We start from the raw sequence: 22,525 nt of genomic DNA on the forward strand, positions 1-22,525 counted from the left end.
CCCTGTCCCAGGAGCTGTTCATCGTTGTCCTGCTGGCAGTAGCCGGTTTCCTCATCGGGGGCGTGTACACCACGTGGAAGACCGCCAAAGCCATGGCGATGTTGCTCGCGGTGGGCGCGGTACTGGCGGCGGGTGGCGCGGTGGTGTGGTGGAGCTCCCTCTGAGGGAGCGAACACCGTCGCCGCGGGCCGTTCGCTGCCCGGTCAGCGCCCTCCTTCGGTCGCGGGTTTGAGTCGCGGTGCCCCTGGCCCGAAGCGCGCCATCTCGTCGTCCTGGTTCTGCAGCGCGCAGGACTTCAGTGACAGGCAGCCGCACCCGATGCACCCCGTCAGGTTGTCCCGCAGGCGCTGCAGCGCGTCGATGCGCGCGTCCAGCTCCTGACGCCACTGGCTGGACAGGCGCGCCCAGTCCGCTTTGGTGGGTGCGTGGTCGTGTGGCAGTGTGGCCAGTGCCTGGCTGATCTCCTCGAGGCTCAGCCCGATCCGTTGAGCCGAGCGGATGAACGCGATCCGGCGCAGTATCGATCGCGGGAAGCGCCGCTGGTTGCCCGTGGTGCGCTGCGAGGTGATCAGGCCGCGGTCCTCGTAGAACCGCAACGCGGTTGTGGGGACACCGCTTCGCTCCGCTACCTGCCCGATGGTCAGTGTGTTGGCGAGTTTCGACACCCGTCCACACTATCGCTGACTTCGAGCTTAGTCGAAGTTGCCTCGCCGCGGCGTGCCGGCACCGGCGACCGGGTGGGAGCCGAATGTCACGTTCGGCTCCCTAGAAGAACCGAATGTCACCTTCGGCTCCCACCGCTTCCGGTGGCCGGAAGGAGCCCAAGGTGACACCGGTTCCGTAGAAGGCGCCCGATGTCACATTCGGCTCCCACCCCTGCGGGGTCGTGAGTCGCGCTCGGCAGGGTACAAACGGTGAGGTGGGCACGCCTCAGCAGACCGATCGCGACGTCGTCCGCTCGCCGTTGCGCAGCAGGCCGTTCGTGCTGCTGCTGCTCGCGGCAGGCGGCATGTTCTTCGGCTTCGCGTTGCTGGTGTCGGTGGTGCCGCTGTGGGTCGTCGAGCACGGCTCCGGCGAGTTCAGCGCGGGCGCTGTCACCGGCGTGTTCATGACCAGCACCGTGCTGGCCCAGCTGATGATGTCCACGTTGGTGCGCAGGTTCGGCTACCGCGCCATGGCGATCACCGGAGCGGTCCTGCTCGGCGCACCGGCGTCGCTGCTGACGCTGTTCACCGACTGGCAGCCGGTGCTGGCGGTGTCGTTCGTGCGGGGGATCGGGTTCGGCATCGTCACCGTGTGCGGCAGCGCGCTCATCGCGGAGCTGCTGCCGCGCGGCATGCTCGCCAAGGGGTCGGGGGTGTTCGGGCTCGCCGTGGGGCTGCCGCTGCTTGTGGGGCTGCCGGCGGGAGCCTGGCTCGCGCAGAACGTCGGGTTCGCTGTCGTGTTCGTCACCGGGGCGGCCCTACCGCTGCTGGGGATCGTGCCGCTGGCCCTGCTACCGCGGACCACGGCCCACCCGGAGGAGGACGGTCGCGGCACCGTGCCCGCCGCACGGGCCGTGTGGCGCCCGTGGCTGGTCATGCTCTCCGGCTCCGTCGCCTTCGGCGCGCTGGTGACGTTCCTGCCGATAGTGTTCACCGAGTCGCCGCTGGCGGGTTCGGCTGCGCTGCTGCTGATGTCGGCGACCGCGCTTGTCGGGAGGTGGCTGGCCGGGATCTGGGGTGACAGCGCCAGGCCGACCGGGAAGCTGCTGGTCGCGGGCCTGGCCGCGACGTCGACCGGGCTGCTGGGGCTCGCGGTGGGGGCCGGTGCGAGCGGAACGGCGGCGCTGGTGCTCGGGGTGAGCTTCGTGGCGGTCTACGGTGCGGGTTTCGGTGTGATCCAGAACGACGCCCTCGTGGTGATGTTCGCGCGGGTATCCGCCGCACGTGCCAGCGTGGCCTGGAACATCGCGTTCGACGCCGGGCAGGGTGCCGGCGCCGCCGTGGTCGGCGCCGTGGTGACGCTGACGGGGTTTCCCGTGGCGTTCGCGATGCTCGCGGCACTGGCCATCCTGCTCGTGCCCGTCGCGTGGCCGCGCGCACGATACGCAGTACGCTGAACAGGTGCCTCGTGTTGTGATTCTGGACTACGGCTCAGGGAACCTGCGCTCGGCCGAGCGCGCCGTGCAACGAGCCGGGGCGGAGGTGGAGGTCACCGCCGACCCGCAGGCCGCGCTGGCCGCCGACGGGCTCGTCGTACCGGGGGTCGGCGCCTTCGCCGCCTGCGCCGAGGGTGTGCGGCGCGTCGGCGGGGACAAGCTGGTCGGCAAGCGCCTGGCGGGCGCGCGCCCCGTGCTCGGCATCTGTGTCGGCATGCAGATCCTGTTCGAACGCGGGATCGAGCACGGCATCGAGGCCGAGGGCCTCGCGGAATGGCCGGGGACGGTGGACAGGCTGCGTGCGGACGTGTTGCCGCATATGGGATGGAACACGGTGCGCGCTCCGGAGGGCTCGGTGCTGTTCGCCGGGCTCGACGCCGACACGCGGTTCTACTTCGTACACTCCTACGCCGCGCGGAGCTGGCAGCTCGACTCCGAGCTTCCCTCCGCGGGCCCGAAGGTCACCTGGGCGCATCATGGCGAGGACTTCGTGGCCGCGGTGGAGAACGGGCCGCTGTGCGCGACCCAGTTCCACCCGGAGAAGTCCGGCGACGCGGGCGCACAGGTGCTGCGTAACTGGCTCACCACGCTGTGACGGAACGATGAAGGACGCTTTCGGTCCATCCGGTGCGCTGAAAGCGTCATTCAGCTCACACCCGGGGTGGCGAGGGTGACCACCTTGCCGGGGGTGCGGAGCGCGCTCTATAGAGTTGGGGCCGTGACGTTCACCTTGCTTCCCGCAGTCGATGTCGCCGACGGCCAGGCCGTGCGGCTCGTCCAGGGCGAGGCCGGTACCGAGACGCGGTACGGCGGCCCGCTCGAGGCCGCGCTGTCCTGGCAGCGCGACGGCGCCGAATGGATCCACCTGGTCGACCTCGACGCCGCGTTCGGGCGCGGGTCGAACCGGGAGCTGCTCGCCGAGGTCGTCGGCAAGCTGGACGTCCAGGTCGAGCTCTCCGGGGGCATCCGCGACGACGCCTCGCTGGAGGCGGCGCTGGCCACGGGTGCGCGGCGGGTGAACCTGGGTACCGCGGCGCTGGAGGATCCGGACTGGACGACCAAGGTGATCGCCAGGCACGGCGACCGGGTCGCGATCGGTCTGGACGTGCGCATCACCGAGTCCGGGCACCGGTTGTCCGCGCGCGGCTGGACCACCGACGGCGGCGACCTGTGGGAGGCCCTCGAGCGGCTGGACGCCGACGGCGCCGAGCGGTACGTGGTCACCGACGTGAGCAAGGACGGCACCCTGCGGGGCCCGAACCTCGATCTGCTCCGGGAGATCACGGCGCGCACCGACGCCGCGGTGATCGCCTCCGGCGGGGTCTCGACCGTGCAGGATCTGGCGAACCTCGCGCGGCTCGAAGGTGACGGCGTGGAAGGCGCGATCGTGGGCAAGGCGCTGTACGCGGGCGCGTTCACGCTGCGCGAGGCGCTCGCCGCCGTCCGCTGATCGTCCTGGCACCCCGCACCGACCGCCGACACCCGCCCAGGGGGCGAGCCGAAGGGCCCCTTGGGTACATATGAGGTATCCGAGGAGGCCTTCGGCTCGCCCGGCTGAGCCGTTAGGTGTCCTCGGCTTCCCGGGAGCCGGCCGGGTGGCCGGGCTCGTCACCGCCGGGCTCGGCGCCGTCGAGGGTGATCGCGATACCGATGGTGCGTTGCTTGCCGCCGCGCAGCATGCTGCCGTAGATGCCCAGCGCGCCGAGGATGCCGTACTTGGCGCGGATCAGACCCCGGACCGTGTCGGTCTCGTCCTGGTCGAGCAGCCGTGCCCGCCCCGAAACCGTGCGGCCGTGCACCTTGCGTCCTGTCGCGTCGCACGCGGTGACCTCGACCCTGCTGCCCGCGCGGATACGTTTGACCTTCCCGCTGGTGCGCTCGGCCCAGACGGCGAGCTCGGTACCGTGACGTGCGACCCACACCGGGGTGGGAACGGCCCGGCCGGACCTGCGGTAGGTGGTCAGCTGCACGTACTTCTCGTCACCGAGTCGTTCCTGGTCGGTCGGCATGGGCCCACCCTACTTACCGGAACTCACGGTGTCCTCCTGCGCAGCGTCGCGGCGCCGAGTGCGAGCGCGAGCAGGACGAACCCGGCGACGACACCGATGTCGCGCAGCAGGGACGCCTGCACGGTCGCCGTCCTGGTGACCGCTGTGATCGCGTCGACGGCGTAGGACAGCGGCAGCACGTTCGACAGCCACCTGAGCAGCACAGCCATCTCGTCGCGGGGTACGAAAAGCCCGCACAGCAGGAACTGCGGCATCACGATGACCGGCATGAACTGGATGGCCTGGAACTCCGTCCTGGCGAACGCGCTGACGAACAAGCCGAGAGCCATGCCGAGTACCGCGTCGAGCACGGCGATCAGGAACAGCATCCACACCGGCCCCGCGAGGTCCAGCCCCAGCCAGGTGAGCGATACCGCCGTCACGATCGATACCTGGACGAGCGCGAGGGCGCCGAACGCCACGGCGTAGCCCGTCAGCAGGTCGAGCTTGCCCATCGGCAGCGCCATCAGCCGCTCGAGCGTCGCCGTGGTGCGTTCCCGCAGCGTCGTGATCGAGGTGACCAGGAACATCATCACGAACGGGAAGATGCCGAGCAGTGCGGGCGCGAACCGGTCGAAGGCCGCCTCGGAGTTGAAGACGTACCGCAGCAGCGCCATGAGGATCGACGGCATGAGCAGCAGCATCGCCACCGTGCGCCGGTCGTGGCGCAGCTGTGTGAGGATGCGCCGCGCGGTGGCGAGGGTGAGCACGGGGTTCATGGCGTGACCTCCTGGATCAGGCGGAGGAACGCACGCTCGAGATCGGACTCCCCGGTACGCTCGCGCAGGCGTTCCGGGGTGTCGGACGCGAGCAGTGCGCCGTCGCGCATCAGGAGCAGGCGGTGACACCGGGCGGCCTCGTCCATCACGTGACTGGACACGAGAAGGGTCGTGCCGCCTGCGGCCAGCCGGGTGAACAGTTCCCACAGCTCGTCCCGCAGCACGGGGTCGAGGCCGACCGTCGGCTCGTCCAGGACGAGGACCTCGGGTCTGCCGAGCAGCGCGACGGCGAGATTGGCCCTGCTGTGCTGGCCGCCGGACAGCGTGCCGATGAGGGAGTCCGCGTGATCGCGCAGACCGACCTCACCGATGACCCTGGACACATCGGACGTGGAGGCGCGCACGATGGCGGCGAAGTACCGCAGCGCCTCGGCCACCGTCAGGTCCGGGTAGATCGCCGGGTCCTGGGTGGCGTAACCGACCCTGCCGCGCACGGCCTTGGCCCCGGCATCGTGACCGAGCACCGTGACCCGGCCGGCGCGGATGATCTGCACACCGACCACGGATCGCATCAGGGTGCTCTTGCCGCACCCGCTCGGGCCGAGCAGCCCGGTGACCGTGCCGGGCTCGACCCCGAAGCCGACGCCCCGCACGACCTCGCGCCCGCCGCGTTCGACGCGCAGCCCGCTGACTTCCACGGCATAATTCATCATGTGTTGAACTATGCGGGCTCCTGGCGGCCGACACAAGCACGGCCCGCGATCACCCACCCCGTAAGCTGGGGGCATGTCCGTGGCGGTCAGGGTTATCCCGTGTCTCGATGTCGACGCAGGTCGCGTCGTCAAAGGCGTCAACTTCACCGACCTGCGCGACGCCGGTGATCCGGTCGAGCTGGCGCGCGTGTACGACGCCGAAGGTGCCGACGAGCTCACGTTCCTGGACGTGACGGCGTCCTCCGGCGACAGGGAGACGACCTACGAGGTGGTGCGTCAAACGGCCGAGCAGGTCTTCATCCCGCTGACCGTGGGCGGCGGCGTGCGAAGCATCTCCGACGTCGATCGTCTGCTGCGCGCCGGGGCGGACAAGGTCAGCATCAACACGGCGGCGATCGCCAGGCCGGAGCTGCTGCGGGAGGCATCCGAGCGGTTCGGCGCGCAGTGCGTCGTGCTGTCCGTCGACGCGCGCCGGGTTCCGGAGGGATCCGAGTCCACCGCGTCGGGGTTCGAGGTCACCACGCACGGCGGCAGGCGAGGCACCGGTATCGACGCCGTCGAGTGGGCCGAACGCGGCGAGGCGCTCGGCGTGGGGGAGATCCTGCTGAACTCGATGGATGCCGACGGCACCAAGAGCGGGTTCGACGTCGAGCTGATCCGCGCGGTGCGCGCCGCGGTGGGTGTACCGGTCATCGCCAGCGGCGGGGCGGGAGCGACCGAGCACTTCGCCCCGGCTGTGCACGCGGGCGCTGACGCGGTGCTGGCCGCGAGCGTGTTCCACTTCAAGGAACTGACGCTGCGTGACGTCAAAGAGGCCATGCGCGAACAACGAATCGAGGTCAGGTGACTACGTCCGGACTCGACCCCGCGATCGGTTCCCTGCTCAGGCGCAACGCCGACGGTCTGGTCGCCGCCGTCACCGTGGACCATCACACCTCGGACGTGCTCATGATGGCCTGGATGGACGACGAGGCGCTGCACCGGACCCTGGTGACCCGGCGAGCCACGTACTACTCGCGCAGCAGGGGCGAGCTGTGGGTCAAGGGAGAGACCTCGGGGCACACCCAGGCGGTCCGCGAGGTGCGTATCGACTGCGACGGCGACACGGTCCTGGTACGTGTCGAGCAGACCGGTCCGGCCTGCCACACCGGCGAGCGCACCTGCTTCGACGGCGCCGACCGCCTGCTGCTCACCGACGACGGGCCGTGACCCGCCCGGCTACGCCGCGGCATCCGGGCTGCTGGGCCGCCGCGCGCCGCGCCGGTCCCGGCCGTCACGCGTCGCGTGCCGCCGGGCACAATTGCGCGCATGGTGCATTCCGGCAGGGCAGGCCTGGGTTCGGTCAGGCCGAGCAGGGAGGAGTTCCGCGCGCTGGCGCGCGAGCGCAGGGTCATCCCCGTGGTGCGCACGGTGCTTGCCGACGCCGAGACGCCGATCGGGCTCTACCGCAAGCTCGCGGCCGACCGGCCGGGAACGTTCCTGTTCGAGTCCGCCGAGCACGGTGAGTCCTGGTCCCGGTGGTCGTTCGTGGGGGTGCGTAGCCCGGCGGCGTTGACGGTGCGCGACGGCGAGGCGACGTGGCTGGGTCACCCCCCTGTCGGCCTGCCGTCGGGCGGTGACCCGCTGAGCGCGTTGCGCGAGACGGTCGAGGAGCTGCACAGCGAACCGCTTCCGGACATGCCGCCGCTGACCGGGGGCATGGTGGGCTACATCGGCTACGACGCCGTGCGGTGGCTGGAACGGTTGCCCGAGCACGCTCGCGACGACCTGCACATCCCCGAACTGATCATGCTGCTGGCCACCGATCTGGCCGCGTACGACCATCACGAGGGCACGGTGACCCTGATCGCGAACGCGGTGAACTGGGATGCCTCGCCCGAGCGGGTGGACGCGGCCTACGACGACTCGGTCGCACGGCTCGACGAGATGAGCGCGGCGCTGGCCCAGCCGACACCGCCCACCGCGGCCACCTTCGACCGGCCCGCGCCGCAGTTCCGCCGCCGCCGCACGCCCGAGGACTACCACGACGCCATCCGCAGGGCGGTGGAGGCCGTGCACGCGGGGGAGGCCTTCCAGATCGTGCCGTCCCAGCGCTTCGAGATGGCCACCGGGGCAGACGCGCTGGACGTGTACCGGGTGCTGCGCACGTCCAACCCCAGCCCGTACATGTACCTGCTCCGGCTGGACGGTTTCGACACCAACGGCGACCAGATCGCCTTCGACATCGTCGGTTCGAGCCCGGAGTCGCTGGTGACGGTCCGGGACGGGCGCGCTACGACGCATCCGATCGCGGGTACCCGCTGGCGGGCCGAGGACCCGGACGAGGACACGATGCTGGCCAAGGACCTGCTCGCCGACGACAAGGAGCGCGCGGAGCACCTCATGCTCGTCGACCTCGGCCGCAACGATCTCGGCCGGGTGTGCAAGCCGGGCACGGTGCACGTGGTCGACTCCTTCTCCATCGAGCGCTACAGCCACGTGATGCACATCGTCTCCACCGTCACCGGGGAGTTGGATACCGGTGCGACCGCCGCCGACGCTGTCGCCGCGTGCTTCCCGGCAGGCACGCTGACCGGAGCCCCGAAGGTGCGGGCCATGGAGCTGATCGATGAGCTGGAGCCGACGCGCAGGGGCCTGTACGGCGGCGTGGTCGGTTACCTGGACTTCGCCGGTGACGCGGACACCGCGATCGCGATCCGCACCGCGCTGATGCGCGACGGGGTCGCGTACGTGCAGGCAGGGGGAGGGGTCGTCGCCGACTCCAGCCCGGAGTACGAGGACAACGAGTCGCTGAACAAGGCCCGCACCGTGCTGGCGGCGGTGGCCGCCGCGGAGACGATGTCGCCGCCCCGGCCGTACGGGCAGGGCGGGGAGGGCGAGCCCGCCGAGCCCGCCGGGCCCGCCGGGCCTGCCGTGGCCGATACGGCGGGGGGAGGCGGCGGTGCCTGAGGCAGGCAACGACTCCCGGCGGCGTCCGGCACGGTCGGCGCGCACGCTCTGGCTGGTCGTGCTGGGGCTCGTACTCGGGTCGGGCGCGATCTGGCTGTCCACGCGGCAGCGGTGGGGCGAGGAGCGAGCGGGCCACGGGCCCGCGGCGATGGTCGAGCAGGCCGAGACGGGGGCCGACGCGGTTCCGGCGCTGTTGCCGCTGGCGGTCCTCGCGCTCGCCGGTATCGCGGGTGTGCTCGCGACGTCCGGCTGGGCGCGCCGGGTGCTCAGCGGCGTGCTGGTGCTGGCGGGGCTGGCCACCTGCGCGCTCGGTGTGGCAGGGGTACTGGAGCTATCCACCGTGTTGCCCGGGCACGGCCTGGCACTGGCGGGTGGTCTGCTGGTCACGACGGCAGGCCTCGCCGGTGCCGTCGCCGCCGACCGGATGCCTGCCATGGGGGCGCGGTACTCCCGTGCGCCCGAGCGGAGCGCCGCTTCCGACCCCGACGCCGAGCTGTGGGATGCCCTCTCCGCAGGTGACGATCCGACCAGGGACACGCGATGACGCCGCCCGACCCCGCACTCCGCCGGTGTGGGCGCGCGGGTTAGCATCTTGAGGGCGGGAAGGACAGTTTTTGTGAGCTATCAGCAGTGGTGCAAGCGGCAGTGACGCTGATACGAAGGTCGCGTTGCCAGCACGGCCGGGCCGTGTGCAACTTTCCGTGGATGAGGTGCCGTGAGCGTTCTCGATGACATCGTCGCCGGCGTGCGGCAGGACCTCGCCGAGCGAGAGGCCGCGCTGCCGTTCGACGAGCTCAAGCAGAAGGCGGCCAACGTTGCCGAGCCCCGCGACGCGATGGTCGCACTGCGCGAGCCAGGTATCGGCGTCATCGCCGAGGTCAAGCGCAACAGCCCGTCGAAGGGCGAGCTCGCCGCGATCACCGATCCCGCCGCGCTCGCCGCGGACTACGCGGACGCGGGCGCGCGCGTGATCAGCGTTCTCACCGAGCAGCGCCGGTTCGGTGGGTCGCTGTCGGACCTGGCGGCCGTGCGCGACGCGGTGGACGTTCCGCTGCTGCGCAAGGACTTCATCGTCAGCCCGTACCAGGTGCACGAGGCGCGCCTGCACGGTGCGGACATGGTGCTGCTGATCGTGGCCGCGCTGGAGCAGAACGCGCTGGCGGCACTGCTCGACCGGGTGGAGTCGCTCGGCATGACCGCGCTCGTCGAGGTGCACAACGCCGAGGAGGCCGACCGCGCGCTGGAGGCGGGTGCCAAGGTGATCGGCATCAACGCGCGCAACCTGCACACGCTCGATGTGGACCGGGACGCGTTCAGCAGGTTGGCTCCCGGCCTGCCCGCCGAGGTCCTCAAGATCGCCGAGTCCGGTGTGCGCGGCCCGCGCGACCTGATGACCTACGCCGGGCACGGCGCGGATGCCGTGCTCGTGGGGGAAGGGCTGGTCACCGCCGAGGATCCGAAGGGTGCACTCGTGCAACTGGTGACGGCGGGATCCCATCCGGCATGCCCGAGGCCCAGCCGGTGACCGAGCGGGACGGCGGCACCGGGCGGGCGAGCGCACCCGCGGGCGGCGGAACCGGTCAGCAGCACGACCCGACGGACCGGGGGCATTTCGGCCCGTACGGGGGGCGGTTCCTGCCCGAGGCTCTGATCGGCGCACTCGACGAGCTGGCCGCGGAGTACGACAAGGCGCGCCATGATCCGGAGTTCGGTGCGCAGTTCGACGACCTGCTGACCAACTACGCGGGCCGCCCCTCGCTGCTGACCGAGGCACCGAGGTTCGCCGAACACGCGGGCGGGGCGCGGATCTTCCTCAAGCGCGAGGACCTCAACCACACCGGCTCCCACAAGATCAATAACGTGCTCGGCCAGGCGCTGCTGACCAAGCGGATGGGCAAGACACGGGTGATCGCCGAGACCGGGGCCGGTCAGCACGGTGTCGCGACGGCGACCGCCTGCGCGTTGCTGGATCTCGACTGCGTGATCTACATGGGGGAGGTGGACACCGAGCGGCAGGCGCTCAACGTGGCGCGGATGCAGCTGCTCGGTGCCGGGGTCGTACCGGTGAACACGGGGTCGCGCACCCTCAAGGACGCGATCAACGAGGCGTTGCGCGACTGGGTCACCAACGTGGACACCACGCACTACCTGCTCGGCACGGTGGCCGGGGGGCACCCGTTCCCTGTCATGGTGCGCAACTTCCACGCCGTGATCGGCGAGGAGGCGCGGCGGCAGATCCTGGACGCGACCGGTCGGTTGCCGGACGCCGTGGCCGCGTGCGTGGGAGGTGGCTCCAACGCGATCGGGATCTTCCAGGGGTTCCGGGACGACCCCGACGTACGGCTGGTCGGTGTCGAGGCGGGTGGTCACGGCATCGACTCCGGTGAGCACGGCGCCACGCTGACGAGCGGTTCACCCGGGATGTTGCACGGCGCGCTGTCCTACTTGCTGCAGGACGACGACGGGCAGACGATCGAGGCTTACTCGATCTCGGCCGGCCTCGACTACCCGGGGGTCGGCCCCGAGCACGCCTGGCTCAAGGACACCGGCCGAGCCGAGTACCGCTACGCCACCGACGCCGAGGCCATGGACGCGTTCCAGCTGCTGTCGCGTACCGAGGGCATCATCCCGGCCATCGAGTCGGCGCACGCCCTCGCCGGGGCGCTGCGACTCGGTCAGGAGCTCGGTGCGGGATCGCTGATCGTGGTCAACCTCTCCGGCCGGGGCGACAAGGATATGGACACCGCGGCCAAGTACTTCGGTTACGTGGATGACCACGACACGGGAGGGCGATCGTGAGCGGCCTCGATGCGGTGTTCGCCGCGGCGCGATCCGAGCACAGGGGAAGCCTGATCGGCTACCTGCCAGCGGGTTACCCGACGCTGGAGGGCTCGATGGAGCTGCTCGGCGCGATGATCGACGGCGGCGTGGACCTCGTCGAGGTCGGTGTGCCCTACTCGGACCCGGTGATGGACGGCCCGACCATCCAGGCGGCCGCCGGCACCGCGCTGCGTAACGGGTTCCGGCTTCGTGACGTGTTCACGGTCGTGGAGTCCGTCGCCGCGCGCGGCGGGCACGCGGTGGTCATGACCTACTGGAACCCGGTACACCGCTACGGTGTCGACGCGTTCGCGAGGGACCTTGCTGCCGCGGGTGGCCACGGGCTGATCACTCCGGACCTGATACCGGATGAGGCCGAGGAGTGGCTCACCGCCTCGGCCGCGCACGATCTCAGCCGGACGTTCCTGATCGCGCCGTCCTCCTCGCAGGCGCGGATCGAGCGCGCGGCCAGGGCCAGCTCCGGATTCCTCTACGCCACGGCCGTGATGGGCGTGACCGGGGCGCGGGACCAGGTCGGGGCCGGTGCTGCCGAGCTGGTCGGCAGGGCGCGCGAGGTAACCGGCCTGCCGATCGGTGTGGGGCTGGGCGTCCGGTCGGCCGAGCAGGCCGCCGAGGTCGCGTCGTTCGCCGACGCCGTCATCGTCGGTTCCGCCTTCGTGAGCCAGGCAGGCAGCGGGACGCGCGCGGTGCGGGACCTGGCCGCCGACCTGGCAGGCGGGGTACGTGCCCCCTCGGCGGGGGAGGCCCGGCCGTCCGGGTTACGGTGACGCCGTGACGTACGCTGCGCAGCTGTTCCATACGAACATCCCCAGCCCTGTTCGCGGGGTATGGGAGATCGGTCCGGTCCCCATCCGCGCGTACGCGCTGTGCATCATCGCCGGGATCATCATCGCCATCCTGTGGGGCGAGCGGCGGTGGGCCGCGCGCGGTGGCGAGCGTGGGCTGATCACCGACATCGCGGTGTTCGCTGTGCCGTTCGGGTTGGTCGGTGGCCGCCTGTACCACGTGATGACCGACTGGCAGCGGTACTTCGGCGCGGGGAACGACCCGCTCGACGTGGTGCGCATCTGGGACGGTGGGCTCGGCATCTGGGGCGCGATCGCGCTCGGCGCGGTCGGCGCGTGGATCGCCTGCCGCCGCCGCGGGATCCCGCTGCCGGCCGTCGCGGATGCCGTCGCTCCCGGCATCGTCGTCGCGCAGGGTATCGGCAGGCTCGGTAACTACTTCAACCAGGAGCTCTACGGCAAGGAGACCTCGCTGCCGTGGGGGCTGGAGATCTACCAGCGTGTCGACCCGGACAACCCGTCGCGACCGGCCGGTGTGGACGGTGTAGCCGTGGACACCACGCCGCTGGCCGTCGTCCACCCGACGTTCCTGTACGAGCTGTTGTGGTGCCTGGGTGTCGCGGTGCTCGTGGTCTGGGCGGACCGGCGGTTCCGCCTCGGGCACGGCCGGGCGTTCGCGCTCTACGTCGCCGGCTACACGGCGGGCCGGTTCTGGATCGAGCTGCTGCGCGTGGACGAGGCGTGGCGGCCGGTGCTGGATGTGCGGATCAACGTGTGGACCGCGACGGCGGTCTTCCTCGGCGCGGTGCTCTACATGATCGTGGCCCGCGGTCGTGGCCCGCGGGAGGACCCGGCGCTTCTCGCGCCCGCCGGAGCCCCGGCAGAAGCCCCGGCACAAGCCGCACAGGACTCGGCGGACGCGGAAGCAGGCACGACGGGCGCTGACCCCGCGGGTGGGACCGCTGCCGGCGAGGGGCAGGACGGTTCCCCGCCCGCGGACGAGCCTGCCGGGGAGCCGGAGGCTGCGTCAGGTACGGACGAGCCCGCGCCCGGGGATCAGCGGTAGGTCCAGCGCGCTGAGCAGGCCGGGTTGCGCCCCCACCACCGCGGGGATGGCGTTGACCAGGCGCATGGCGGTGGCCTTCAGGCCTGCCGTGTTGTGGTCGCCGTCCGAGCCGAGCAGCTGGAGGTCGAGCGTGTAGTTCGGTTCACCGGTGACCTCCACGCGGTAGCAGCCTGCGCCTGCCGGTTGCGGCCAGTCCGGACCGAGGTCGGAGCGCAGCCGCGTGACGTGCTCGAGTACGCAGACGGGTGCGCCGCCACTCCAGCCGCGCACCTCGAAACGTAGCGCGGCAGCGGTGCCCTGCTCGATGGTTCCCGAGTCGACGGTGAACGTCTCCGGCGCCGGTAGGCGCTCGTAGGTCTCGTCGACGCTGTCGAGCCGGACGTCGAGCCCGGCCGCGAGCTGGCGCACCACGCTGCCCCATGCCATCGACAGCACACCCGGTTGCAGCAGCATGGGTGTGTCGTCGAGCGGCTTGCCGAAGCCCATGATGTCGAACAGCACCGTGCCGTTGTCGTAGGTGCTGTAGTCGAGGATCTCCGCGCACCGGACCTGCTCGATCCGCTCGCTCACGCCCGTCAGGGCAAGGGGCAGCCAGTCGTTGGCGAAGCCGGGGTCGACGCCGTTGACCCACAACGACGCGCCGCCCTCGGCCGCGGCCTCGCGGATCGGGCGGGACATCTCGTCGGGGACGACACCGTCCGGGTACTGCAGGAACACCGGGCAGCTGGAGACCACGTTGATGCCGGCGCGCAGGAACCCGGTGAGATCCTCGATGGCCTCGGAGATGCGGTCGTCGGCCATGGCGGTGTAGACGACGCAGTCGGGCGCGGTGCCGAGCACGGTCCCGGCGTCCGTGCTGGCTGACACCCCGAGCGAGTGGGGCAGACCCGCAAGGTCACCGGCGTCCTTGCCGTCCTTGGCGGGGTCGGAGACCCACACGCCGACGAGCTCGAGCTCGGGATGAGCGTCGATTCCCGCGATGGTGTTCCGTCCGACGTTTCCCGTGCTCCACTGCACGACGCGATAGCTCATGCTGCCTCCTTGGTGTCGTGGGACCCGTGGGTGTGCGGCTCAGAGATCGGGCAGCCCGAGATCGAGGTTGGGACGTTGCAACCCGCCGTCGACTTCGAGCACCTTGCCCGTGATGTAGCTGCCCGCGTCCGAGGCGAGGAACAGCGCGGAGGCGGCCACCTCCTCCGGGTCGCCGATCCGTTCCAGCGGGGTGTTGTTCTCCAGCTGCTGGCGGAGGTTGTCGTCCTGCGCCACGACGTCCAGCGCCGAGGTCGCTACCGAACCGACCGCGAGGCCGTTCACCCGGATGCGGGGCGCCAGATCGTAGGCGGCCATCCTGGTGAAGTGGGACAGGGCGGCTTTCGCGGTCCCGTAGGCGAGGAAGCCGCGCCCGCTGACGCGGCCCATGACCGAGGAGATGTTCACGATCGCGCCGCCGCCGCCGGACTCGAGCATGGCCGGTACGGCGGCGCGGGTGAGCGCGTGCGCGGTGGAGACGTTGAACCGGAACGCCTCCTCGAGGAACTCGGTGTCGGTCTCCAGCAGCGGTTTGGGGTAGGTGCCGCCGACGTTGTTGACCACGATGTCGAGCCTGCCGAACCGCTCGTGCGCGGCGTTCGCCAGCGCTCCGGCTGCCTCGGGGTCGGACAGGTCGGTGGGTACCACGTGTGCCTTGCGGCCTGCCTGCTCGACGCGCTCGGCCACGGCGGTGAGGTCGGACTCGGTGCGGGAGGCGATCAGGACGTCGGCGCCTGCCTCGGCGAGGGCGACCGCCGTCGCGGCGCCGATGCCCCTACCGGCACCCGTGACGACGGCGGCACGGTCCTGGACACGGAAGCGATCGATCATCATACCGACGGACTGTAACATGTTCTAGTTCATGTGTCGCCGGAACGAGTGGCGGCCGGGTAATTCGCGCGCGTCCTGTCAGGGGTCGGCGGTAGTCTGGCTCGGGCAGTCGGGCGAGTACTCGCGTATGTCGTGCGCGATCCGGAACGTCGCCCGGCTGCGCACCGCCGCTGCGGCTGGTGGTCGGTACTGGAGGGGTTGTTGTGCACGTACGGGTGGGCGTGTGTCCGATGCTCGGGGGAGCGGTAGAGCATGGGTAGACAGCATCGGGCAGCGAGCGGGCACGAGCGGGCTGTCCCGGAGCGGAGCTGGGTGCTCAGCGGTTCGACCGGGCTGATCCTGCTGACGTCGGTGGTGATCTTCGCTTCGGTCCACGGCGCCGGGACGCTCCTGTACCTCGCGTTCCGGTTCCCCGCCGAGCTCGATCCCGTCGCCGAGGCCATCAGCTACTACGCATACGTCGACGGCGCTCGCGTACGGTTCACGGTCGCGTTGCTGGAGATGGCGCTCGCCGGCGCGGCCCTGACGCTGGCCCTGCTCAAAGCGGGCGCGCTGCGCCGCACCGCGGCGCTCGTGCTGATGAACAGCTGGTGCGCGGGGGTGGTGCTGGTGGCGTTGTTCCCCACCGACGACGACCCGCGGATCCTGTCGGTGTCCGGAGTGATTCACCAGGTCGCCGGAGCGTCGCTGTTCGTGACGCTGCCCCTCGCGGTACTGCTGGCCCTGCGTGAGCCGTCCGGTGCGGTACGGGCGCGTGGCGTCGCGACCACACTGCGCCGGGCAGCGATCGCCACATTGGCACTCGCGCTTGCCTACCTGACAGCGCGGCTGCCGGACATCGCGCCGGGCTGGCCGCTCGTCTCGGCCATCGGTAACGTCGCCGTCGGCGGGCTGTTGCAGCGCGCGTTGTTCGCCGGTGAGCTGGTGTTGCTGCTCGTGCTCGCCGGATGGTTGTTCGCCGTGACCCGTTCCGGGGCGCCGCTGGACGGTGACGGTGCGGGCGATCCCGCAGGGCGGGACGGCTGACACGACTCCCCGGTGGGTGCGGGTACATCGACCGGCGGCCTTGCGCGTTCGTGCTGGTCACCGCATGCTGTCGGTACATCGATGGCACCCTCGCCGAGGGAGGTCGGCAGATGATCTTCTCCGCGCTACCCGACCGCCAGGGGTTCTACGACCCGGCGGCCGAGCAGGACTCGTGCGGCGTGGCGATGGTCGCCGACATCGCCGGTCGTGCCGATCACGGGATCGTCGTCGACGGGTTGTCCGCGCTGAGAAACCTCGACCATCGCGGTGCGGCCGGCGCCGAGCCGGCCAGCGGTGACGGCGCGGGCATCCTGGTCCAGCTGCCGGACGCGTTCCTGCGGGCCACGACCGGTTTCGCGCTCCCGGAACCCGATGGGCGGGGCGCCCACCGCTATGCCGCCGGTATCGCGTTCCTGCCAGCCGACCCCGGGTTGCGCGCGGATGCTGTCGCCCTTGCCGAGCACCTGGCTGCCGACGAGGGGCTCACCGTACTCGGCTGGCGGGACGTGCCTGTGGCGCCGGACCGCGCGGGCATCGGGCCGACCGCGCGCTCGGTGATGCCGCACCTCGCGATGCTGTTCGTGACCGCCGACCCGACGGGCGATGCTCGGTGCGCGAGCGGGATCGCGCTGGACAGGATGGCGTTCTGCCTGCGTAAGCGCGTCGAGCACGACAGCGTGACCGCAGGCTGTGGCACGTACTTCGCGTCGCTGTCCGCGCGAACCCTTGTCTACAAGGGGATGCTCACACCCGCGCAGCTTCCGGTCTTCTTCGGTGACCTCACCGACCCGCGTTTCGCGTCGGCGATCGCCCTGGTGCACTCCCGGTTCTCCACCAACACGTTCCCCTCCTGGCCGCTGGCGCACCCGTACCGGTACGTGGCGCACAACGGAGAGATCAACACCATTCGCGGCAACCGGAACCGGATGCGCGCTCGGGAGGCGCTGCTGGAGTCCGACCTCATCCCCGGTGACCTCTCCCGGCTCTACCCGATCTGTTCGGAGGAGGGCTCCGACTCGGCCTCCTTCGACGAGGTGCTCGAACTACTGCACCTCGGTGGCAGGAGCCTGCCGCACGCGGTGCTGATGATGATCCCCGAGGCGTGGGAGAACGACGAGGGCATGGACCCCGCTCGCCGCTCGTTCTACCGCTTCCACTCCAGCCTCACCGAGCCGTGGGACGGGCCGGCGTGCGTGACCTTCACCGACGGCACCGTCGTCGGGTCGGTACTGGACCGCAACGGCCTGCGCCCGGTGCGCTGGTGGCGCACCGCCGACGACCGGGTGGTGCTGGCCAGCGAGTCCGGGGTGCTGGACATCGCCCCGGAGAACGTCGTTGCCAAGGGGCGGGTCCGCCCGGGCCGGATGTTCCTGGTCGATACCGGCGCGGGACGGTTGATCGACGACGACGAGGTCAAGGGCGAGCTCGCCGCGCAGCATCCCTACGGCGAGTGGGTGCACGCGGGGCTGCTCCACCTGGCCGACCTCCCGCAGCGCCCGCACGCGGTACCGAGCCACGAGTCGGTGCTGCGGCGCCAGCTCACCTTCGGCTACACGACCGAGGAGCTGAAGATGCTGGTCGCCCCCATGGCAAGCAGCGGGGCGGAACCGGTCGGGTCGATGGGCACGGACACCCCGCAGGCGGTGCTGTCGCAGCGGCCGAGGTTGCTCTACGACTACTTCGTGCAGCACTTCGCGCAGGTCACCAACCCGCCGCTGGACGCGATCCGGGAGGAGCTGGTCACGTCGATGGCCCGCATCATGGGACCGGAGCAGAACCTGCTTGCCCCCGGCCCCGTGTCGTGCAGGCACATCCGGCTGCCCTACCCGGTGATCGACAACGACGAGCTCGCCAAGCTCGTGCACATCAACGACGACGGTGACCTGCCTGGATTCGCCTGCCGCGTGCTGTACGGGCAGTACGAGCCCGACGGTGGGGGAGCGGCGCTGGCCGAGGCGCTGGCCGGCGTCTGCGCCGAGGCATCCGAGGCCATCGCGGGCGGGGCCAGGACCCTCGTGCTCTCGGACCGCGGGTCGACCGGCACGCGGGCCCCGATCCCGTCGCTGTTGCTCGTCTCGGCCGTGCACCATCACCTGATCCGCACCAAGGAGCGGCTGCGCGTGGCGCTGGTGGCCGAGTCCGGCGACGCCCGCGAGGTGCATCATGTCGCGCTGCTGCTCGGCTACGGCGCCGCCGCGGTGAACCCGTACCTCGCGCTGGAGTCGATCGAGGATCTCGTGGCCTCGGGCGCGATCACCGAGGTGGACACCGGGACCGCGCTCGGCAACTACATGGAGGCACTGGTCAAGGGCGTGCGCAAGGTGATGTCCAAGATGGGGATCTCCACGGTGGGCGCCTACACCGCCGCCCAGGTCTTCGAGTCCTTCGGGCTGGACCAGGGCTTGCTCGACGAGCACTTCACCGGGACCCGGTCCGTACTGGGCGGTGTCGGGTTCGACGTCCTCGCCGCCGAGGTGGCCGCGCGCCACCGGCGCGCCCACCACGACGACCCCGCCACACAGGCGCACCGCGGTCTCGACAGCGGCGGGGAGTACACCGTCCGGCGGGACGGGGAACTGCACCTGTTCACCCCGGAGACGGTCTTCCTGCTGCAGCACGCGAGCAGCTCGGGGCGGGAACGCGCCTACCGCGCCTACACCGAGGAAGTGCGCAGGCTCGAGCGGCAGGGCGGCACGCTCCGCGGGCTGTTCAGCCTGCGCAGCGACCGTGAGCCCATCCCGGTGGAGGAGGTCGAGCCGGTCGAGTCGATCTGCAGGCGGTTCGGTACCGGAGGGATGTCCTACGGTGCGATCTCGGCGGAGTCGCACGAGACGCTGGCCATCGCGATGAACCGCATCGGGGGGCGCTCCAACTGCGGTGAGGGCGGGGAGGACGCCGACCGCCTGTACGACCCGGAGCGGCGCAGCGCGATCAAGCAGGTGGCGAGCGGGCGTTTCGGCGTGACAAGCGAGTACCTGGTCAACGGCAGCGACATCCAGATCAAGATGGCGCAGGGGGCCAAGCCGGGTGAAGGGGGCCAGCTCCCGCCGAACAAGGTGTACCCGTGGATCGCCCGCACGCGGCACTCGACACCGGGCGTGGGGCTGATCTCCCCGCCGCCGCACCACGACATCTACTCCATCGAGGACCTGGCCCAGCTGATCCACGACCTGAAGAACGCGAACGAGTTCGCTCGCGTGCACGTGAAGCTGGTCAGCTCGCTGGGCGTGGGGACCGTCGCAGCGGGTGTGTCCAAGGCGCACGCCGATGTCGTGCTGATCTCCGGGCATGACGGGGGGACCGGCGCGGCTCCGCTGACCTCGCTGAAGCACGCGGGCACCCCGTGGGAGATCGGGCTGGCCGAGACCCAGCAGACGCTGCTGCTCAACGGGCTGCGGGACCGCATCACCGTGCAGGTCGACGGGGGGCTCAAGACCGGGCGCGACGTCGTGGTGGCGGCCCTGCTCGGTGCCGAGGAGTACGGCTTCGCGACGGCTCCGCTTGTGGTGGAAGGCTGCGTGATGATGCGGGTGTGCCACCTGGACACCTGCCCGGTGGGGGTGGCTACGCAGAACCCTGACCTGCGCGCCCGGTACCGGGGGCAGGCCGAGCACGTGGTGAACTTCTTCCGGTTCGTCGCTCAAGAGGTGCGCGAGACGCTGGCCGGACTCGGCATGCGCAGCCTGGACGAAGCGATCGGGCGCGCCGAGATGCTCGACACCGCCGAGGCGGTGTCGCACTGGAAGGCAGACGGTCTCGACCTGACACCGATCTTCGAGATCCCCACCCTCGGGCCGTACGGCGGGTCGCGGCACAAGACCCGCGAGCAGGACCACGGCCTGGACCACGCGCTGGACCGCACGCTGATCCAGCTGTCCGAGGCGGCGCTGGAGGACGCTCACCCGGTCCGGCTCGACGTGCCGGTGCGCAACGTCAACCGCACGGTCGGCACACTGCTCGGCGCGGAGATCACACGACGGTACGGGGCAGCGGGCCTGGACGAGGACACCATTCACGTGACGCTCACCGGCTCGGCGGGCCAGTCCCTTGGGGCGTTCCTGCCCTGCGGGGTCACGCTCGACCTCGTCGGTGACGCGAACGACTACGTCGCCAAGGGGCTGTCCGGTGGCCGGATCGTCGTCCGGCCACCCGAGGGAACGCGGTTCACCGGCTCGGGCGCGCAGGATCACGTGATCGCGGGCAACGTGATCGCCTACGGCGCCACCGGTGGCGAGGTGTTCCTGCGGGGCCAGGTCGGGGAGCGGTTCTGCGTGCGCAACTCCGGGGCGAGCGTGGTCGCCGAGGGAGTCGGGGACCACGCCTTCGAGTACATGACCGGCGGGCGCGCTGTGGTGCTCGGCCCGTGCGGGTGCAACCTCGCCGCGGGGATGTCCGGGGGAGCGGGGTACGTGCTCGATCTCGACCCGGAGCAGGTCAACACCGCGATGGTCGACCTGCAGCGACCGGGGCCGGAGGATCTCACGTGGCTGCGGGAGATCATCACGCGCCACCGCGACCTGACGGGCTCCACGGTCGCCGCCGCGGTACTGGCCGACTGGACCCGCCGCTCGGCGGCCATCACCAAGGTGATGCCGCGCGACTACCAGCGGGTGCTCGAGGCCGCGCGCCGGGCGCGCGAGCAGGGCCGCGACGTCGACGAGGCGATCATGGAGGCGGCCCGTGGCTGACGCGACCGGGTTCCTGCGGTACGCCCGCGCCGACGCGCCCAAGCGCGACGTCGCCGAGCGGGTCCGTGACTGGCGGGAGGTCTATGCCGAACCCGAACCCGCGACGCGCAACGCCGAGGTCGCCACCCAGGCGGCGCGGTGCATGGACTGCGGCATCCCGTTCTGCCACTCGGCGAGCGCGGGATGCCCGCTTGGCAACCTCATCCCGGAGTGGAACGACCTCGTCCGCCGCGGCGAGTGGGAGCAGGCCAGCGAGCGGCTGCACGCGACCAACAACTTTCCCGAGTTCACCGGCATGCTGTGCCCCGCCCCGTGCGAGTCGGGGTGCGTGCTGGCGATACCCACGGAAGTCGGCGGCCCCGTCACGATCAAGCGGATCGAACAAACCATTGTGGACACCGCGTGGGAACGTGGTTACATCCGGCCGTTGCGGCCGGACACGCATACGGGTAAGCGGGTCGCCGTGGCGGGCTCGGGGCCCGCAGGCCTGGCCGCCGCGCAGCAGCTGAGCCGGGCCGGGCATGCCGTCACCGTGTTCGAGCGCGACGACCGGATCGGTGGCCTGCTGCGCTACGGCATCCCCGAGTTCAAGATGGAGAAGCACCGCATCGACCGCAGGATCGAGCAGTTGCGCGCGGAAGGCACGGAGTTCGTCACCGGCTGCGAGGTCGGCGTGGACGTCGATGTGCCCGAACTGCGCGCGCGATTCGACGCCGTCGTACTCGCCGTGGGCGCGCTCGACGGGCGCGACGACCCGACCATCCCGGGGCGCGGGCTGGACGGCATCCACCTCGCCATGGAGCACCTCGTGCCTGCCAACCACGAGTGCGAAGGCGACGGCCCGAGCCCGATCACCGCGCGGGACAAGAACGTGGTGATCGTGGGCGGCGGCGACACCGGAGCGGACTGCTACGGCACGGCCACGCGCCAGGGCGCTCGCTCGGTCACCCAGCTCGACCAGTACCCGCGCCCGCCCGACGAGCGTAACGAGGAGCACTCGCCGTGGCCGACGTCGCCGTACATACTGCGCACCTATCCCGCCCACCAGGAAGGGGGCGAACGCAGGTTCGGCGTCGGGATCAGCCGGTTCCACGGGGACGAGCACGGGCACGTGCGCGAGATCGAGCTGCGCGAGGTGGAGGTGCGCCGCGACCCGGAAACCGGGCGCCGCGAGGTGCTCCCGGCCACCGACGAGGTGATCCGGCTACCTGCCGACCTGGTGCTGCTGGCGATCGGGTTCAACGGGGTGGAGCCGATGCGGCTGCTGGACGACCTCGGCCTGGAACGCACCCCGCGCGGGACGGTGCACTGCGGGACCGACTGGCACACCGGCGCGGAAGGCGTGTTCGTGTGTGGCGACGCGCACCGCGGGGCCTCGCTCATCGTGTGGGCCATCGCTGAGGGGCGGTCGGCCGCACACTGGGTGGATCGCTACCTGATGGGGGAGTCGCGGCTGCCGGATCCGGTGCACCCCACCGCGCTGCCACTGTCGACGGTGTAGCGACTCTCCAGAGTAGCTCTATGCGCGGGCACAGTAACGCCGCGCCGGGTTCCATCGTTAGTTCTAGACCGGGTGGAGCAACGAGCTGCTCCGTTCGGAGCCAATTGGTTCATGAGCATAGGGAGATGGGGTTCACCGTACATAAGGTCCCGGTAACGAGAACCCTGCAACGCGGCCCGCGGCATCGCC

20 protein-coding genes are annotated in these 22,525 nt (G+C 70.9%); 14 read left to right on the forward strand and 6 right to left on the reverse strand.

What is annotated here, in order from left to right:
- Positions 1-203: 203 nt before the first annotated feature.
- Positions 204-665: a redox-sensitive transcriptional activator SoxR gene (soxR, locus tag H0B56_RS08745; protein WP_180892490.1), complete on the reverse strand. Its 462-nt coding sequence runs from the start codon at positions 663-665 to the stop codon at positions 204-206.
- A gap of 254 nt (positions 666-919) precedes the next feature.
- Here soxR and H0B56_RS08750 point away from each other — a divergent pair, with 254 nt between their 5' ends.
- The 3 genes from H0B56_RS08750 (at position 920) to priA (ending at position 3,590) form a co-directional block, all read left to right on the forward strand.
- Entirely contained in the window at positions 920-2,101 is a 1,182-nt protein-coding gene (locus H0B56_RS08750; protein WP_180892491.1) for an MFS transporter, read from the forward strand.
- 4 nt (positions 2,102-2,105) lie between these two features.
- Entirely contained in the window at positions 2,106-2,735 is a 630-nt protein-coding gene (gene hisH, locus H0B56_RS08755) for an imidazole glycerol phosphate synthase subunit HisH (RefSeq protein WP_180892492.1), read from the forward strand.
- A 123-nt stretch (positions 2,736-2,858) separates the two neighbouring features.
- Positions 2,859-3,590 carry a bifunctional 1-(5-phosphoribosyl)-5-((5-phosphoribosylamino)methylideneamino)imidazole-4-carboxamide isomerase/phosphoribosylanthranilate isomerase PriA gene (priA, locus tag H0B56_RS08760; protein ID WP_180892493.1) on the forward strand — a complete coding sequence of 244 codons (732 nt, stop codon included), beginning with the start codon at positions 2,859-2,861 and terminating at the stop codon, positions 3,588-3,590.
- Between the two features lie 112 nt (positions 3,591-3,702).
- Here priA and H0B56_RS08765 read toward each other — a convergent pair whose 3' ends face one another.
- Genes H0B56_RS08765 through H0B56_RS08775 form a run of 3 tightly spaced genes read right to left on the reverse strand, consistent with a single transcriptional unit; the run spans position 3,703 to position 5,620 of the window.
- The gene (locus tag H0B56_RS08765; protein WP_180892494.1) at positions 3,703-4,149 is read right to left on the reverse strand and encodes a PPOX class F420-dependent oxidoreductase; all 447 of its coding nucleotides are present in this window, start codon (positions 4,147-4,149) and stop codon (positions 3,703-3,705) included.
- A 23-nt stretch (positions 4,150-4,172) separates the two neighbouring features.
- On the reverse strand, positions 4,173-4,907 hold the full coding sequence (locus H0B56_RS08770; protein ID WP_180892495.1) for an ABC transporter permease: 735 nt from the start codon (positions 4,905-4,907) through the stop codon (positions 4,173-4,175).
- Positions 4,904-5,620 carry an ABC transporter ATP-binding protein gene (locus H0B56_RS08775; protein ID WP_180892496.1) on the reverse strand — a complete coding sequence of 239 codons (717 nt, stop codon included), beginning with the start codon at positions 5,618-5,620 and terminating at the stop codon, positions 4,904-4,906. The genes H0B56_RS08770 and H0B56_RS08775 overlap by 4 nt, the downstream gene beginning before the upstream one ends.
- 73 nt (positions 5,621-5,693) lie before the next feature.
- On the opposite strand from H0B56_RS08775, the gene hisF reads away from it, so the two are divergent.
- The 8 genes from hisF (at position 5,694) to lgt (ending at position 13,261) form a co-directional block, all read left to right on the forward strand.
- On the forward strand, positions 5,694-6,467 hold the full coding sequence (gene hisF / locus H0B56_RS08780; RefSeq protein WP_180892497.1) for an imidazole glycerol phosphate synthase subunit HisF: 774 nt from the start codon (positions 5,694-5,696) through the stop codon (positions 6,465-6,467).
- The gene (gene hisI / locus H0B56_RS08785; RefSeq protein WP_180892498.1) at positions 6,464-6,829 is read left to right on the forward strand and encodes a phosphoribosyl-AMP cyclohydrolase; all 366 of its coding nucleotides are present in this window, start codon (positions 6,464-6,466) and stop codon (positions 6,827-6,829) included. The genes hisF and hisI overlap by 4 nt, the downstream gene beginning before the upstream one ends.
- Positions 6,830-6,928: 99 nt before the next feature.
- A complete protein-coding gene (locus H0B56_RS08790) occupies positions 6,929-8,569 on the forward strand; it encodes an anthranilate synthase component I (RefSeq protein ID WP_180892499.1) in 1,641 nt (546 codons plus the stop codon).
- Complete coding sequence (locus H0B56_RS08795) at positions 8,562-9,113, forward strand: Trp biosynthesis-associated membrane protein (protein WP_180892500.1); 552 nt, start codon at positions 8,562-8,564, stop codon at positions 9,111-9,113. Before H0B56_RS08790 ends, H0B56_RS08795 begins: the two co-directional genes overlap by 8 nt.
- Positions 9,114-9,284: 171 nt before the next feature.
- On the forward strand, positions 9,285-10,094 hold the full coding sequence (trpC, locus tag H0B56_RS08800; RefSeq protein ID WP_180892501.1) for an indole-3-glycerol phosphate synthase TrpC: 810 nt from the start codon (positions 9,285-9,287) through the stop codon (positions 10,092-10,094).
- The gene (trpB, locus tag H0B56_RS08805; RefSeq protein WP_180892502.1) at positions 10,073-11,368 is read left to right on the forward strand and encodes a tryptophan synthase subunit beta; all 1,296 of its coding nucleotides are present in this window, start codon (positions 10,073-10,075) and stop codon (positions 11,366-11,368) included. The genes trpC and trpB overlap by 22 nt, the downstream gene beginning before the upstream one ends.
- The gene (gene trpA, locus H0B56_RS08810; protein ID WP_180892503.1) at positions 11,365-12,177 is read left to right on the forward strand and encodes a tryptophan synthase subunit alpha; all 813 of its coding nucleotides are present in this window, start codon (positions 11,365-11,367) and stop codon (positions 12,175-12,177) included. The genes trpB and trpA overlap by 4 nt, the downstream gene beginning before the upstream one ends.
- A gap of 4 nt (positions 12,178-12,181) precedes the next feature.
- On the forward strand, positions 12,182-13,261 hold the full coding sequence (gene lgt / locus H0B56_RS08815) for a prolipoprotein diacylglyceryl transferase (protein ID WP_180892504.1): 1,080 nt from the start codon (positions 12,182-12,184) through the stop codon (positions 13,259-13,261).
- Here lgt and H0B56_RS08820 read toward each other — a convergent pair.
- Together H0B56_RS08820 and H0B56_RS08825 are read right to left on the reverse strand one after the other, a co-directional pair.
- Positions 13,223-14,293 carry an NAD(P)H-dependent amine dehydrogenase family protein gene (locus tag H0B56_RS08820; protein ID WP_180892505.1) on the reverse strand — a complete coding sequence of 357 codons (1,071 nt, stop codon included), beginning with the start codon at positions 14,291-14,293 and terminating at the stop codon, positions 13,223-13,225. The genes lgt and H0B56_RS08820 overlap by 39 nt on opposite strands.
- Before the next feature lie 39 nt (positions 14,294-14,332).
- Positions 14,333-15,124 carry an SDR family oxidoreductase gene (locus tag H0B56_RS08825; RefSeq protein ID WP_180892506.1) on the reverse strand — a complete coding sequence of 264 codons (792 nt, stop codon included), beginning with the start codon at positions 15,122-15,124 and terminating at the stop codon, positions 14,333-14,335.
- A 249-nt stretch (positions 15,125-15,373) separates the two neighbouring features.
- Here H0B56_RS08825 and H0B56_RS08830 point away from each other — a divergent pair, with 249 nt between their 5' ends.
- From H0B56_RS08830 to H0B56_RS08840, 3 genes are all read left to right on the forward strand, one after another.
- On the forward strand, positions 15,374-16,147 hold the full coding sequence (locus tag H0B56_RS08830) for a DUF998 domain-containing protein (RefSeq protein ID WP_180892507.1): 774 nt from the start codon (positions 15,374-15,376) through the stop codon (positions 16,145-16,147).
- Positions 16,148-16,257: 110 nt separating this feature from the next.
- Positions 16,258-20,835, forward strand: coding sequence for a glutamate synthase large subunit (gene gltB / locus H0B56_RS08835; protein WP_180892508.1), 4,578 nt, complete (start codon positions 16,258-16,260; stop codon positions 20,833-20,835).
- On the forward strand, positions 20,828-22,336 hold the full coding sequence (locus tag H0B56_RS08840) for a glutamate synthase small subunit (protein ID WP_180892509.1): 1,509 nt from the start codon (positions 20,828-20,830) through the stop codon (positions 22,334-22,336). The genes gltB and H0B56_RS08840 overlap by 8 nt, the downstream gene beginning before the upstream one ends.
- Positions 22,337-22,525: the final 189 nt, after the last annotated feature.

The sequence above is a fragment of the Haloechinothrix aidingensis genome (assembly GCF_013450155.1).
Classification (GTDB): domain Bacteria; phylum Actinomycetota; class Actinomycetes; order Mycobacteriales; family Pseudonocardiaceae; genus Haloechinothrix; species Haloechinothrix aidingensis.

Excerpts from the sequence above, each read along its gene's own strand:
- H0B56_RS08765 (WP_180892494.1), bottom strand. The coding sequence starts at position 4,149 with ATGCCGACCGACCAGGAACGACTCGGTGACGAGAAGTACGTGCAGCTG.
- H0B56_RS08830 (WP_180892507.1), top strand. The coding sequence starts at position 15,374 with ATGGGTAGACAGCATCGGGCAGCGAGCGGGCACGAGCGGGCTGTCCCG.
- gltB (WP_180892508.1), top strand. The coding sequence starts at position 16,258 with ATGATCTTCTCCGCGCTACCCGACCGCCAGGGGTTCTACGACCCGGCG.
- H0B56_RS08790 (WP_180892499.1), top strand. The coding sequence starts at position 6,929 with ATGGTGCATTCCGGCAGGGCAGGCCTGGGTTCGGTCAGGCCGAGCAGG.
- H0B56_RS08825 (WP_180892506.1), bottom strand. The coding sequence starts at position 15,124 with ATGATGATCGATCGCTTCCGTGTCCAGGACCGTGCCGCCGTCGTCACG.
- H0B56_RS08820 (WP_180892505.1), bottom strand. The coding sequence starts at position 14,293 with ATGAGCTATCGCGTCGTGCAGTGGAGCACGGGAAACGTCGGACGGAAC.
- H0B56_RS08775 (WP_180892496.1), bottom strand. The coding sequence starts at position 5,620 with ATGATGAATTATGCCGTGGAAGTCAGCGGGCTGCGCGTCGAACGCGGC.
- H0B56_RS08770 (WP_180892495.1), bottom strand. The coding sequence starts at position 4,907 with ATGAACCCCGTGCTCACCCTCGCCACCGCGCGGCGCATCCTCACACAG.
- trpB (WP_180892502.1), top strand. The coding sequence starts at position 10,073 with ATGCCCGAGGCCCAGCCGGTGACCGAGCGGGACGGCGGCACCGGGCGG.
- hisF (WP_180892497.1), top strand. The coding sequence starts at position 5,694 with ATGTCCGTGGCGGTCAGGGTTATCCCGTGTCTCGATGTCGACGCAGGT.